This window comes from Prevotella sp. P3-122 (genome assembly GCF_002251365.1).
Classification (GTDB): domain Bacteria; phylum Bacteroidota; class Bacteroidia; order Bacteroidales; family Bacteroidaceae; genus Prevotella.
In genome coordinates, this window is sequence record NZ_NPJH01000049.1 from 22,278 (window position 1) to 36,669 (window position 14,392).

The following is a 14,392-nucleotide window of genomic DNA, read 5'->3' on the forward strand; positions in this document are numbered from 1 at the left end:
AGTACATCATTTTGCCTTATTGGGCAAATATATCTGTTGAAAGTTTCATTCATTCCGCTTTCTCGATTGACGGACCATGCGATGCCGACTAAATACCGCATCTACAAGAGCCAGGGCGTCGTAGGCATGAGTGGAAGTTCTACGCTCGTGCATACCACTGCGATACTATCGGACAGGAGGAGATGGTCTTGCACATAATGAATCCTCCTCGCACCGGGCACGAAGGCTGCGGGCACGAGGAGGTAGAAATGGAGAAAAAGATTTTGCAAACAAGGTGTTACCTTACGATTATCTTACTCCGGCTGTTGCCTGCGACAACAATGTAGATGCCAGGAGTAGACAACGTCGGCTGCTGGCCTTCGGCAACGAGGGTGCCGTCGGGAGCATATACGGAAAGCGTGCCTGCTGTGGCAACGAGAGTTCTGCCATTGAGACGGAAGGCTGCCTTGCCGGTGGCAGAGGCTGGATTGATGCCTACTATTTCTATCGGGCTGTAGATATAGTTTGTGGTAGAGCGTGAATACTGCACCAAGCCGTTTCCTGTCTCATCCATGTAGTCACAGTAATGGACACTGGTAAGGAGCTGCTCGCTGTTGTACTCATAGGAAAATTCCCTTTTGCTGGCATGATAACTTTTCTTCTCGCCTTCGGTCCCCACCGTTTCATAGTAACAGGTCTGAGACACGAGGTTGCGGTTGTTATCGCATGTCTCCACGATGATGTCGGTATATTTGTAGCTACTGCCGTATTTCGGATTGTTTTCGGTACGTGTGTAGGTTGATGTAAGCGTGTTGCCCTCAATAGCATAGGTAGTGTTATCGCCATACAGCAGGCTCCACGCATCGTTCAGCCATACGTATGTGTTATTATACATTCTATTCAGGCTATATTCATCATCGTCGTCCTCGGGGAAGAAATATTCGTCGTGACATTCGAGAGGGTCGGGAATAGGATTGACCGGGAAATAGGGCCTGTCGACTGCGAACTCCTCGCGCTTCTCTTTTCCAACCCATTTGCCGTCTTGCTTGTCATAGACTTCGTAGAGACTGTAGCCATCCGTACTCTTTCTTACCACCTTACTGGTCTCCACGATGTTGCCGTCGGCATCAAGCTCACGATAGATGGTGGTTACAGTGCCGTCGGGGGCCACGTTCTCGGAAGGATTAACGTTGGCACCGGAATAGACAAACTGTCCGGTTACGGTGTCATAATAATAATACACATGCTTGCCGTTGGCATAAATCTCATCCTTGTAGCCACTCATAGCGTCACCATAGATATTGTAATTGATATACCAGTCGGAGAGTGTGCCGTTGGCATCGATGCTTATGCCAGAGAATTGTGTCTTGTAGAGTTTGTCGTCGAGCAGCTCATATTCTGCTTCAGTATATCCGTTGTCAGTGTAGGTATAGAGCGTGCGTTCCGCAAGCTGGTTGTCGGCATTGTATTCATCGCTTCTGATGACCCGTCCCTTGTTGTCGAACTCAGCTTCGATGTGTCCAGCAGCGTCACCTATCTTTATCACTCCCGTGACAATAGTCCATGTGCCGTTCTTCAGTTCGTAGGTTGCGAGGTCACCCATTGTGGCAGAAGTCCTCTCGTCGTTGGCTACCACCTTCAGTTGGCGTGTCAGGTTGCCGTTCTTGTCGTAATAGGTATAGTAGAATGTCTCTGAATTATTATTTCCGTTCCACTCGTCTTGCTCCAATACATATCCTCCGTCTGCAAACTCATATACGTAGCCAACATTCTCACCGTTGCTGTCGTACATCCATGTCTCAACATCATAGTCAGGGTCGGAGCCTCCGTAATAATTGCAATATGTTTCTTTCATAAAACCCTGGGCTGTCCATTCCTTGCTGACAGATTTTTCAAGCGTCCATGACTGGGTGTCGGTATCGTATGAGTATTCCTTCTTATATCGGTTGCCGCTGCCAGGTATCAACGGTTCGTCGTAGTTGTTGGAATATTCTTCCTTGGTGGTGTACGTCCAGTTTTCGTAACCCCACGCAGTACCTATCTCCTGCGTTACTTTGGAGGTGTAGCCTGCCTGCGGGGCATTGTCGGTATAAAGGTATTTCACACCTTCCTGGCTGCTGAAGCTTCCGTCTTCATTGTATTCAGCAGCCCTGTACCAGCCTGCTTCTCTTCCGTCACTGGTAAAGTAGTATTCTTCGATGCTGGAGAGTTCGTCGTAGGCCTTTGTATCGTAGTTGTAGCTGTAGGTTTTGACGATGTATGTAGTCTCCTCAACAGTCAACTCAACGAAACTAGAATTATAATGATTCTCGTACTCCACGTAAGCCTGTAGCGGAGCGAACCACTTGCGGATAAGTATCTCTTCAACTCTTGTCGGTTCCCATGTGTCGTACTCGACATGCTTCACCAGCACGCCCTTAGGGTCGTGTGCATAGTCGTATTCTTTTTCTTCGGTGAGCACAAGGTTGTAGTTTTCTGTGTCATCGATACCCTCGTAGCATTTGATGGCGAGCACCCTGCCTTCGGCATCGAGGGTGCGCTCTTCCTTACTCTCTATTCGTGTCGATTCGTTCTCTACCCTGCTGACGGTCTTCTTCGTCCATCTGCCGCCAATGCCATACTCATAGTCATAGACCTCTTTGTAGGTGCCGTAGTCAACAGTCTGGAAATGCCCGTACTTGTCGTATGTCACCACGCCAGTCTGACGATTGGTGTAGACATCGGGATACAGGTTCTCGTAAACCTCTTCCCATCCGGTGAGCAAGGTTTTATTCACCATCTGCTCCGCCTTACGGGGTGCCGTGGTCTGCTGTCCTGGCTTGACAATCCTGATGTTGCAGCGATTGGGCATGGACTGACGCATCCTCAACGGTTTCTGCTTCGGCGCATGGAGCTGACGGCTATTGCCGTACATCTGTCTAATGCCGACGCCTGGCACAGGCATCTTGAGCCTGCGGTTACTCTGTTGTGCAGCAGCATCGATGATGCATAATGCGAACATCAAGGAAATGTAAAGTAGTCTTCTCATATAAAATAGAATTGGTTGGTAAATAATATCAAAGGACACTTTCTGGAAATACTAAAGAATACCCTGCCTATAGGCATTGCCTATAAGTTCGGCAATATTGCGCGACTCTGTCTTCTTGAGCAACTGCCTGCGGTGGAATTCTACTGTGTTAGGGGATATGAAGAGCTGTTCGGCGATAGCCTTGCTGTTATACCCTCTCGATAGCAGGTCGAGCACCTCAAGTTCACGCTCGGTGATGTTCTCCCATTTTGTATCTTTCTTCATTTAGACTGTTATATCTGTTATGCCCATCATGAAAGAGATGGTTACCTTACAAAGTTAGGGATAATAAGAAGATATAACAAATTATGATATATAAAAAGAAGATGCAGAAAGACAAAACTATTGTTTTCCGTAGGGGAGAACCTATGGTTTTGCGTAGTCCCATCCAAGCTCTTTTGCCCGCATCACCATCTCGGCCGCATTGGCAACGCCAAGCTTCAACATGATGCGGCGGCGATGGAACTCCACTGTATTGGCAGAGACCCCAAGCCGGCTGGCAGCAACTTTAGTAGACAAGCCGGCAGCCGTCATCTCCAGTACCTGCAGCTCACGGTCGCTAAGCCGTTCGGGCATGGTGTTTGCCACGGAGAGCATGGTACAGAAAGACGGACTGTAGAAACCTTTGCCTGAGGCAAGGGCTTTGACGGCCTTGACCAGTTCCTCTGGCGAGTCGCCCTTCATTACCACCGCATCAGGCTCGCAGTCGAGGATGTCGTGTACCGTCCAAGGCTCCTCGTGCATGGTATAGATGGCCACCCTTGCAGCGGGCTGCCGCTCATGCAGGTACTCAGCCAAGGCTAAGCCGCTGTCGCCACCAAGTTCCAGGTCGGCAATCATTATGTCAACCATGCTGCCATCAATAATCTCACGTGCCCTTGCCGCAGTTGTGGCTGAGGCAAAGGAAGTGTTTGGCAACGACGCCAGAAGGGTCCTCATTCCTTCCAGCACAATGGGATGGTCATCAACAAGAAGTATCGTCATATATATCAGATTTCATATCAGGGACGGAATTGTCCTGCCACGCATCTTAAAAGTCATTCTGACAACATACTCTCCATGTTCTGCAGACGTTGTCAGCTCTGCCCCTATGGTGTGTGCGCGCTTGCGCATCGTCTCAACACCAATGCCCGTTAGGGATTGCTTACCGGATGGTGCATCGGCTATTCTGTTGACAACAGAGACTGTGACCACACCGCAGTCACATGCGAGCGACACCTTGACTGAAGGTACGTCGCCACCATATCTGACAGCGTTGCCTACGGCTTCCTGGATGATACGGTAAGCCTCGTATGCCACCTGTTGGGGTAGGGCACGCCAGTCGCATGCCTCGTCGGCAGACAGTTCTATACTGCACCTGTCATCACTGGCTACCATCGCGACATACGACCTTACGGCATCAACAAGCGTGACATCAACAAACCGCGGAGGCATGAGGGCATGGGAAAGATGACGTGCGTCCTTCAGTATGTTCCCGAGAAGTTCTACACCCCGCTTGCTGTCTGTGGATAGCAACATAGTTGCAGCAAAGATGTCGTTGCAGACTCCGTCGTGCAGCTCACGGGCTATGCGCTCACGCTCGTTCTCCAGTCCCTGTATGTAGGTACGCCTCTCCTGCAATTCGGCCTTCTGAGCAGACATCTTCCTACGATAGAGCAGGATGCAGACCATGGCGACAAGGAGCATCACCATGGCTACAAGGCCGATTATCAGTTTGTCGGTCTCTGCCTTCTCACGCTTCATCTGCTCAAGAGCCACTTCCTTCTCCAGGGTCTTATATTTCATGCTGAACTCGCTCAGGCTCCTGTCTATGTCGCTCTGCTTGACAGAGTCGAGCATGGCATATGCCCCGCACATAAGGTCGAAGGCTTCTGCCTTGCGTCCCATGGCAGCCAGACATCTCGCCTTCTCGCTCATCAGCCTCTCCGCAGGCATCAGGTGGCTGGTTGCTGAAAGGCTGTCGAGCAAGGACAGCTGATCCTTGTACCGGCCTTCCTTGCCGAGCATATAGGCCTTGATCTCCAGTATTCCGAGTGTGCCTGCACTAAGAGAGCTGATGTCACGGATGGCCTTTTCTGCATATGGCATGAACTGTCGCAAGGCGTTCACATCGTCAAGCACGGCATACGATTTGAGCATGACGGAGAGATACTTCAACGTCAAAGGATTGTAGTCTTCTCTGATGACATCATTCCATAGCGGCAACATCACATCGAGAGCCTTTCTGTATTGCTTCTGCCTGAGATATACGCCACCGATGTTTGCCCTTGCCGACAGTCGCTCTATGGTGTCGTTGGTGGCAACAGCCGCTTGCTCTGCCTTACGGGCATACTCGAGAGCCTCAGCGAAATGGTTGTACTCACTATACAACACCGAGATGCAGTTGTTGAGGTATATCTCATATTCTGCATTGTGTTCTCTAACAGCCATCTCTAACCCCTTCTTGTATTCACAGACAGCAGAGTCGAGCTTTCCCTCACGCCGGTAAGCGATGCCCAACGTGCCATGCAGGTTCATTATGGCCTCGGTGTCACCAATCTTATCGGCAAGGCGCAATGCCTCAGTACCCGTTCTGACAGCATCTGCCGTGCGCCCCATGTCTTGAAGGGCAACAGCCTTCTCACACATAAGCCAGCAACGGGTGGTGTCTGCGCCTCCTATGGCAAGCGCACTGTCAGCAAGCAGCAGGGCCGTCTGCTTATCGCCGCTGGAATTATAGTTCCAAACCTCTTCGAGCAAAGCGTATGCTTTGTCTGCTCCAGTATTCCTTTTCTCCCCGCCGCAAGAAATCAATAGTGCGAGGAAGAGGATGAGAAATATCCGTATCATGTATGTGTCTTTATGTTTTTCAAAACATCACCTTACTTTCATTCTCACCCATAGGCAACGGGGAATGAGTTGCCAGAAGAAGACGAGAAGACGATAAAGCCAATTGACTGTTATCACGGAGCGTTTGCGCTCTACCGCTCTGACTATGCAGGCAGCCACCTCTGCGGCATCGAGCTGCATGGGGAAACGGCTGCCTTCTATCAGGGGTGTCTTGACAAAGCCGGGCCTGATGTCCGTGATGTGTATGTTGCGTATGCCCTTGATGGCGGTCAGCTGGCAGAGGCTCTCAAGATAATGACTTGTGAAGCGTTTCGATGCGGAATAGGCGGGTGCGGCACCAAGCCCTTTTGTACGTGCTATTGAGCTTATTACAGCTATTTGGCCATCTGTCTCAGGATGCGTCTCGAAATATCTGAAAGCCTCTCCCACCAACCGGGCCATACCGAGACAGTTGGTGCTTATGGTGCTAAGTTCCCGCTCCGCATCGAGCTGCGTATTCTGATATCCTATTCCCGAGCTGTGGAAATAGAGGCTTATGCCGCCCATCTTGTCAATAAGTCTGCGCAGAGACTCCGCGGCATGCGGAGCCGTGACATCTATCACCTCATAGGCCACTATACCATCCGTTTTTGCGGTCATGGCAGCCAGTATGCTCTCTCTTCTGCCTGCCACGGCCACTCTCCATCCATGCTGAGCCAGCACCTTGGCCACCTCGTAGCCTATGCCAGAGGTGGCGCCCATGACTATTGCCGACTTGTTGTTTCCCAAATCCATCTGTCAAAAGTTTCTGTCGTGGCAAAGATACACATTTTTTCGTGTTCCTGCAAAAGAAACTATGATACATCTTATTATAATACCGTGAGTTCGACGAATATACTTTAGAATAAAGTAAGCTGTCTGTCATTTGAAATATCAACGGTCTGTACTCGTATGGATGGTTTCTTTGGGAAGTAGCAGTATGCAGCTATACCTCCCAGAAGGTTGACTACAAAATTGTCAAAACTTCTATGTCTGGAATGCTCAACTTGAGCAATGTTCTTCAGTTCGTCATTCACTGTCTCTATTATAGCCCTCTTCCTGAGAAGCAGTTTGTCGGATACGGACATCAATGCTCCCTTCATGTTAGTCCTTCCGGGGGATATACTTGAAGGCGACGGTCTTGAGTTTGCCACTATAGGATTCGTACTGCAAGGTGATGGTGATGAGTTCATCGCTCTCGTTGAAGGCCTCGGGCAGACGGAACCCCACGAGTCCGTCGGCAACAATCTTGCCCTCGTCGCCCATGTTGTCGTGATAGAGCTGCAGCAGATAGGGCCGGTTGGCATCCGTACGATGGACGAGATTGATGGTATGGGCTTTTTTCAGGTCTCCCCAATAGCCGCGAAAGCGGAGGTTTATATAGCCGTCTTCGGCCACGGTCTCCCAGCTGTTCACCACCTCGATAGGCTCGTCGCCATAGGTTTCTTTGTTGGCCTCTTCTCCCAGATCTCGGGCCACAGGCTTGGTGAGGATGCTGTCCATCCAAAGCACCTTCACACGGGTCAGCTCTCCCTCAGTCTGCTGCCCATCAGCAGCCGTGAAGCCAATGAGGGCTCGCTTCTCTTTGGTGCCGAAGGGTGAGGTGACCATGTTGGAGGCCATGATCTGTACGGAGTCGTTGAGCTGCATCACGAAGGAGCTGTTGTCTGCATTGGGTTTCACGGTCACCACTGCATAGGTGGTGGGTACATAGTCATCGTTGTCGTCATCGCACGACTGGAGTGAGAAACTGGTCATCGCCAGAAGGGCGACAGTCATCAGTGCAAAAATCTTTTTCATTGTTCGTTGTTCTGATTAAAATAATTTGGTTTCACCCTTACAAACAACAAAGATAGCAAATCTTGCACATACAACCCGTTAAAAAAAGAAAAAACATATCACAAACTGCCTTTTCATGCCTCGCCCACCCATTTATTCATACCAGCCCATCGTATGACAACATTTTCTTATTATTCATACGAAAAAACTGGCAACGAAAGACGGATATACGAATTTTTACCCCATTGATACGAATTTTGCACCTCTTCTTCTCACAAAAAAGCACTATTTTTGCATCGTCAAACTTGACACTAACTAATTATATCAATAACTAACCTAATTTAGAGGACGAAAAATGAAAGAATTCTATCAACTACGAACAAAGCAGATTGTGCTTTCGTCGTTCGCCGCTTCTCTGATGGGATGGACTTGTCCAGTAATGGCTAATGCTGCCTATGCGGATGGCATAACCATGACCCAACAGAATGGTATTGTGAAGGGTGTCGTGAAAGATGCCAAAGGAGAACCAATCATTGGCGCCACCATCAAAGTGAAAAACGCTACTAACGCAACCGTGACCGACCTCAACGGCAACTTCACGCTCAGCAACGTCAGCCACGGCACATTACTCATTTCCTATGTGGGCTACCTTAATAAAGAGGTGGAATTCCGTAGCGGACAAACACTCAACATCACACTGGCCGAAGATACCAAAGCACTGGAAGAGGTGGTGGTGGTAGGTTACGGCACACAGAAGAAAGCCAACCTCACCGGATCGGTGGCTGCCGTCAACTTCAACGACGTGGCTAATATTCCGGTAGCCAATACATCGACCATGCTCCAAGGGCGGTTACCTGGCGTTGTATTGCAGACCAATGGTGCTCAGGCCGGACATGACGACCCGGAAATCCGTGTGCGTGGTGTAGGCACTCTCGGAAGCGGCTCGAAAAACAACCCGATGGTGCTCATCGATGGTATCGAGAGTAGTATCTCACAGATGTCGGAACTTGCCGCCGATGATATCGAGAGTGTATCCGTACTGAAGGATGCCGCATCGGCTGCCATCTATGGTGTGCGTGCTGCCAATGGTGTCATCCTGGTCACTACCAAGCGTGGAGCTGACCAGAAACCCTCCATCACTTATTCCGGAAGCGTCGCCATCCAAGAAGCTACCGTTCTGCCCGACTTCGTCAACTCATACGAGTGGGCCAAGATGTACAACGAATGCCAACCCGGCAAGGCTTATACTGACGACATGCTGCAGATAATCAAGGACGGCAGCGACCCTGACCATTTTGCCAACACCAACTGGGCCAAAGAGATGTTCCGCACTGCCATCATGCACCAGCATCATCTCTCGGTGAGTGGTGGCAATCAGACTACCCGATACATGATTTCCGCCCAGTTTATGGACCAAGACGGCATCCTGAAGAATACCGGAAACAGACGATATAACTTCCGCTCCAACATCGATACCAAACTGGGAATCGTGAAACTTGGACTGAATCTTGCCGGCAGCCGACAGGATGTGGAAGAGCCCGTAACCAGCGTCACTGGCGAAGGTCTGATGCGCTACCTCACCTGGTTCACACGCCCCACAGTACCCGTGACTTATGCCAACGGATATTACGGATGCGTGGACGGAAACAGCAATATCGGTGCCTCGGTGTTCAAAAACCCCATTGAGGATTTGAATTACGGACGCAAGACCAACCAGCACCACCGCTTCGATGGCAAGGTGTTTGCAGAGGTGGACATCATCAAGGGACTTACCTTCCGCAGTAGCCTTGCCTACAAGTATTATAATAATGAGGTGTCGACCTACAGCCCCCGCTCTGCTGCCAAATATAACGCTGAAGGCGAGATTCTTAACCCCGCAGGCACACAACACCCTCGCAGACTACAGTTGGATCGAGAAGAGTTACATCAACGAGAATATCCTCACCTATAACAACAAGTGGGGCGAGCACAATCTGAGCGTACTCGTTGGTCACTCTATCCAGGAAAACAGATGGGACATGACAAATATCAGCAAACAAGGTTTCCCAACTGACAATATTTACGAAATGGACGGCGGATCGCAAAACGACCAAGTGTCTGGTTCGGCTGAGGAGACCCGCCTACAGTCCTTCTTCGGACGCATCAACTACAACTATGGAGACCGCTATATGGCTGAGTTCAACATCCGTCGTGACGGCAGTTCCCGTCTGCCCAGCTCAAACCGTTATGCCACCTTCCCCTCCTTCTCGGCAGCATGGATCATCTCCAATGAGGCCTTTATGCAGAACATCAAGTGGCTCAGTTCCCTGAAACTGCGCGGCAGTTGGGGTAAGTTGGGAAACCAGGAAATAGGCAACTATGCATACACCGAAACACTCTCTGCACAAGGTAGTTACTTCTTTGGTGACAACAAGTATATCGGAATGAAAACATCAAAGATTGCCAACGGGAACATCAAGTGGGAGACAACTACCATCACCGACTTCGGATTTGATGCCTCCTTCTGGGGCGGACGTATCTCTGTGGTGTTCGACTGGTATAACAAGGAGACCAGCGACATCCTCCTGCAACTGCCCATGCCCAGCATCTTCCTCGGATCACTTGCCGCTCCTTACCAGAATGCAGGCAAGGTGAGAAACCGCGGTTGGGAACTGGCCGGCAACTACCAAGACCGACAGGGCGACTGGCAATGGCAGGCCGGATTCTCGCTGGCTGGTGTGAGCAACAAGATTATAGACATGAACGGACAGGAGAGCATCAGCGGATCGACCATCAACAGGGAAGGCTATGCCATCGGCTCCTACTATGCCCTGAAAGCTATAGGCCTCTACCGCACGGAGGACGACCTGAAACGCACCAACTCAGAGGGGAAGATCATCACACAGAACGGACAGGCTCCCGTACTCGGCGACATCATGTATGAGGACTTCAACGATGACGGCAACATCAACGACGAAGACCGCCAGATTATCGGTAACCCCTTCCCAAAACTGCAATATTCATTCACCCTCGGCGCTTCTTGGAAAGACTTCGACCTGACCACTTTCTGGCAGGGTGTATCTGGACTTGACCGCTTCAACTGGGATGAGACCACCATCTCTAACGGTGGTAACAAGACCAGCCGCTGGCTCGACCGCTACTCGGCAACCAACACCAATGCCTCTATGCCCCGCATGGGTGGCGAATATAACAATACCTACTCTTCATTCTGGCTCACCTCGGGAGACTACCTGCGTCTGAAGAGTCTGGAACTGGGCTACACCTTCCGCAACAATGCCACACTGGCCAAAATCGGCGTTCAGAGCCTGCGACTCTATCTGGCAGGATCTAACCTGCTCACCTTCACCTCACTCGATGATTACGACCCAGAGAAGAGCGGGACAGACACCCGAAACGATGTTCACCCGAACATCCGTTCCTACTCATTCGGTATCAATGTCAAATTCTAACTATTAACATCTTATACGATTATGAAACTATCCAACAAATATATCGGTATATTTCTCCTGTCAGGAGCCATGACCATGAGCAGTTGCTCCGACAGTTGGCTTCAGGAAGATTCACTCACAGAATCGTCTTCCGCTACATTCTGGCAGACTGCTGATGACGCCATGATGGGACTCGTGGCCTGCTATGACGGTCTGCAGACTGAACAACTCTACAACGGCGGACCTTGGAACATGGGTCCCATCAACTTCGACTGCATGTCGGACAATGGCGGACACTTTAACTGGAGCGGCTGGATGGAAGGCTATGACATCGCCAACGGTACCCACAACGCCTCATCGTGGGCGGTAGGCTCTTTCTGGAGCGACAACTACGAAGTCATCAAACGCTGCAACCTGCTGATCGCCAACATCGACCGCGTAAACATGAGCGATGCCATGAGAGCCCAATACAAAGCCGAGGCACTCACACTCAGAGCGCTCATGTACATCAATCTCACCATGACCTACAACGACGTACCTTATATCACCGAACCGCTCACTCTCGACAAGGCAGAGATGGGCAGCACCAAACGAGCCGACATCGTGGCCAGCGAGATGGAACTGCTGAAAGGATGTGTCAACGATCTGCCAGTCAAGGCTGACCTCGGCCGCGTCACCCGCGGAGCCTGTTATGCCGTGCTCGGACGAATGGCTCTTTACAATGAGAAATGGGACGAGGCCATCGCTGCCTACAAAGCCATTCTTGAACTGGGCTACTCGCTCGAAGGCGACTATGCCCGGCTGTTTACCCAGGCTGGACAGACCTCACCTGAGATTGTTTTCTCCGTTCGTTTTGAAGGTCCGGGACTAAGCGAGGGTGCCTGTTTCAACGCTCATTGGAACACTCCTCTGGAGGCCATGAACGGTACGCTCAATTTGGCCGATGAATACTATAACCTCGATGGATCCAAACCTGCCGACAAGAACTATGGCGTAATGAACGACGGAAAACTCGACCTCTGGCAGCCCAATGCCGACCACTGGACGGGTCGCGATCCTCGTCTCTATGCCACCCTCTTCGTACCAGGCATGACCTGGAACGGCAAAGGAGGTTCCACTGCCTGGTATGGCGGAGCCGCCGCCTCGATGTCGACGGTCTATGTGATGAAATACTTCGACCCCTCTGATACCGGCAACTCCTGGGATAATGGTCAGGACTTCTACGTAGTGCGCTATGCCGAGGTGCTGCTGTCACTCGCTGAGGCTCTTGTAGAGAAGGGCGGATATACAGAGAGCGAAGTGCTCGGGCTGGTCGACATGGTGCGTACGCGTGCCGGCATGCCTCGTGTAGAGGATGTGGAGGGAAGCGGTCTCTCCCAGTCCAGCCTGATGGACATCATCCGGCATGAACGTCGCGTGGAACTCGCCTTCGAGGGTCTGCGTCTGTTCGACCTCTACCGCTGGCGCATTCTCGACAAGGCCGTACAAGCCATTGAAAACGAACGCACCACCTATGGTCTGGCCTACGAGAAACGTATCTTCAACGGTGAGCGCGACTATGTATGGCCTATCCCGCTGGGCGAGCTTGACAGCAACAAGAAATTGGAGCAGAACGCACTTTGGAAATAAGCGACCAGTTGGGAACAATCAAGAGCATAGAAAGTTTTGAAATACCTGATGAGATGAAAAAATCCAATTTAATCATCATCACCTTATTCATTGCATCTTGTTCGCAGGCTCACGATGACAAGCTGTCGCCGGGGCCTGCGAACCCAGAGCAGGCTACGGCCCAACAGGCTGTTACCTATTATATAGACGCTCAGACAGGTAACGACAACAACAACGGAACATCCGATAAGACCCCCTGGCAGTCACTTGCACGAGCCAACCAACTGACACTGAAGGCCGGCGACCGGCTGCTGTTCAAGCGTGGATCCACCTTTCACGGGGTACTGGAAATATGTGGCCATGGCCAGAGCGGCAAACCGATAGAGGTGGGTGCCTATGGCAAGGGCGAAAGACCGAAGATTGTAGGCTACGACGAGTCGGATTATGCCGTGCGAATTCTCAACTCTGAGTATCTCACACTCCGCGACCTGGAGATTGTGAATACGGGCAAGGAACGCAAAGCCCGACGCACGGGACTGATGGTGGCCTGCTCCGACTACGGTCTCTCACGCTGCATCACCATCGACGGTCTGTTTATCCATGATGTCAACGGATCGCTCGTCAAAGAAGAGGGAGGAGGGTCGGCTCTGTTCATCGTCAACCGAGGCAAGACCATCGCCTCACGCTTCGACAGTCTTACCATCTCCAACTGCCACATCAAGGACTGCGCCCGCAACGCCATGATTTGGAGCGGCTACTACAACCGCCACGACTGGTTGCCAAACACGCACGTGGTTGTGAGGGGCAATCTGATTGAGGGTGTACCAGGAGACGGTATCGTGCCGATAGGCTGCGACGGAACGCTCATCGAGTATAACGTCATGCGCAACTGTCCCGACATGCTGCCCATGACCGAGGCAGCTGCCGGCATCTGGCCATGGAGCTGTGACAATACAATCATCCAGTTCAACGAAGTCTCTGACCACAAGGCTCCATGGGATGCCCAAGGATACGACTGCGACTACAACTGCCGCAATACGCTCATCCAGTACAACTACAGCCACGACAACTATGGCGGTATGGTGCTCATATGCGACTCAGGCAACGAACGCAACTACTCCATCGGCAACCAGGGAAGCCGCGTACGCTATAACATAAGCATCGGCGACGGCATGCGGTCCAAGGAGACCCGGCAGGGTATGTTCTCGCCCAATATCCATATAGCAGGACGAGTGGAAGACACCCAGGTAGACCACAACATCATCCACTCCAACCCCAAGACAGTAGGGAATGCCGACCGCACCATGGTTTGCAGTGACTCGTGGGACGGCTATGCTGACAACACATCGTTCACCGCCAACATCTTCTATACGGCCGAAACGAGCCGATTTGAAATGACCAGTTCCACGAATAATCTCTTCAGCGGCAACTGGTATCTCGGCAACTATTCCTCACTGCCTGGGGATAAGGCAGGCCGCACGGTAAGTCATTACTATCAGCAACAGGTGATAGACAAGGATGCCAAAGGCTATGCCGGACTATTACAACTCATGGACCGCAAAAACATTTGCGGACAGGATTGCCATTTCGTCAACAAGGAGAAAATAGAACGATTCTTCTCCCTGATGGACTGAAAAATGATACAAAAGGACTGAAATGCAAAAAAAATGATTACCTTCGCATC

8 protein-coding genes and 2 pseudogenes are annotated in these 14,392 nt (G+C 51.0%); 3 read left to right on the plus strand and 7 right to left on the minus strand.

The window, feature by feature from the left end; all coding sequences use genetic code 11:
* Window positions 1-277: 277 nt before the first annotated feature.
* From CIL02_RS09000 to CIL02_RS09030, 7 genes and pseudogenes are all read right to left on the minus strand, one after another.
* Complete coding sequence (locus CIL02_RS09000; protein ID WP_141210188.1) at window positions 278-3,007, minus strand: hypothetical protein; 2,730 nt, start codon at window positions 3,005-3,007, stop codon at window positions 278-280.
* Window positions 3,008-3,058: 51 nt separating this feature from the next.
* Complete coding sequence (locus CIL02_RS09005) at window positions 3,059-3,271, minus strand: response regulator transcription factor (protein ID WP_094401064.1); 213 nt, start codon at window positions 3,269-3,271, stop codon at window positions 3,059-3,061.
* A gap of 141 nt (window positions 3,272-3,412) precedes the next feature.
* Window positions 3,413-4,030, minus strand: coding sequence for a response regulator transcription factor (locus tag CIL02_RS09010; RefSeq protein ID WP_094401066.1), 618 nt, complete (start codon window positions 4,028-4,030; stop codon window positions 3,413-3,415).
* A 12-nt stretch (window positions 4,031-4,042) separates the two neighbouring features.
* Entirely contained in the window at window positions 4,043-5,875 is a 1,833-nt protein-coding gene (locus CIL02_RS09015; protein WP_094401068.1) for a tetratricopeptide repeat-containing sensor histidine kinase, read from the minus strand.
* A 27-nt stretch (window positions 5,876-5,902) separates the two neighbouring features.
* The gene (locus CIL02_RS09020; protein WP_094401070.1) at window positions 5,903-6,649 is read right to left on the minus strand and encodes an SDR family oxidoreductase; all 747 of its coding nucleotides are present in this window, start codon (window positions 6,647-6,649) and stop codon (window positions 5,903-5,905) included.
* Between the two features lie 104 nt (window positions 6,650-6,753).
* Window positions 6,754-7,005: pseudogene (locus tag CIL02_RS09025) on the minus strand (transposase); the annotation flags it as partial.
* Window positions 6,998-7,693, minus strand: coding sequence for a NigD-like protein (locus CIL02_RS09030; protein ID WP_094401072.1), 696 nt, complete (start codon window positions 7,691-7,693; stop codon window positions 6,998-7,000). The pseudogene CIL02_RS09025 and the gene CIL02_RS09030, both read right to left, overlap by 8 nt.
* A 418-nt stretch (window positions 7,694-8,111) precedes the next feature.
* Here CIL02_RS09030 and CIL02_RS16960 point away from each other — a divergent pair.
* From CIL02_RS16960 to CIL02_RS09045, 3 genes and pseudogenes are all read left to right on the plus strand, one after another.
* Window positions 8,112-11,121 (plus strand): annotated as a pseudogene (locus tag CIL02_RS16960) (SusC/RagA family TonB-linked outer membrane protein).
* 21 nt (window positions 11,122-11,142) lie between these two features.
* Window positions 11,143-12,729, plus strand: coding sequence for a RagB/SusD family nutrient uptake outer membrane protein (locus tag CIL02_RS09040; RefSeq protein WP_094401074.1), 1,587 nt, complete (start codon window positions 11,143-11,145; stop codon window positions 12,727-12,729).
* Between the two features lie 53 nt (window positions 12,730-12,782).
* Window positions 12,783-14,342: a right-handed parallel beta-helix repeat-containing protein gene (locus CIL02_RS09045; RefSeq protein WP_094401141.1), complete on the plus strand. Its 1,560-nt coding sequence runs from the start codon at window positions 12,783-12,785 to the stop codon at window positions 14,340-14,342.
* Window positions 14,343-14,392: the final 50 nt, after the last annotated feature.

Coding starts and splice junctions, on each gene's coding strand:
- CIL02_RS09000 (WP_141210188.1), bottom strand. CDS start 3,007: ATGAGAAGACTACTTTACATTTCCTTGATGTTCGCATTATGCATCATC.
- CIL02_RS09040 (WP_094401074.1), top strand. CDS start 11,143: ATGAAACTATCCAACAAATATATCGGTATATTTCTCCTGTCAGGAGCC.
- CIL02_RS09045 (WP_094401141.1), top strand. CDS start 12,783: ATGAAAAAATCCAATTTAATCATCATCACCTTATTCATTGCATCTTGT.
- CIL02_RS09010 (WP_094401066.1), bottom strand. CDS start 4,030: ATGACGATACTTCTTGTTGATGACCATCCCATTGTGCTGGAAGGAATG.
- CIL02_RS09030 (WP_094401072.1), bottom strand. CDS start 7,693: ATGAAAAAGATTTTTGCACTGATGACTGTCGCCCTTCTGGCGATGACC.
- CIL02_RS09005 (WP_094401064.1), bottom strand. CDS start 3,271: ATGAAGAAAGATACAAAATGGGAGAACATCACCGAGCGTGAACTTGAG.
- CIL02_RS09020 (WP_094401070.1), bottom strand. CDS start 6,649: ATGGATTTGGGAAACAACAAGTCGGCAATAGTCATGGGCGCCACCTCT.
- CIL02_RS09015 (WP_094401068.1), bottom strand. CDS start 5,875: ATGATACGGATATTTCTCATCCTCTTCCTCGCACTATTGATTTCTTGC.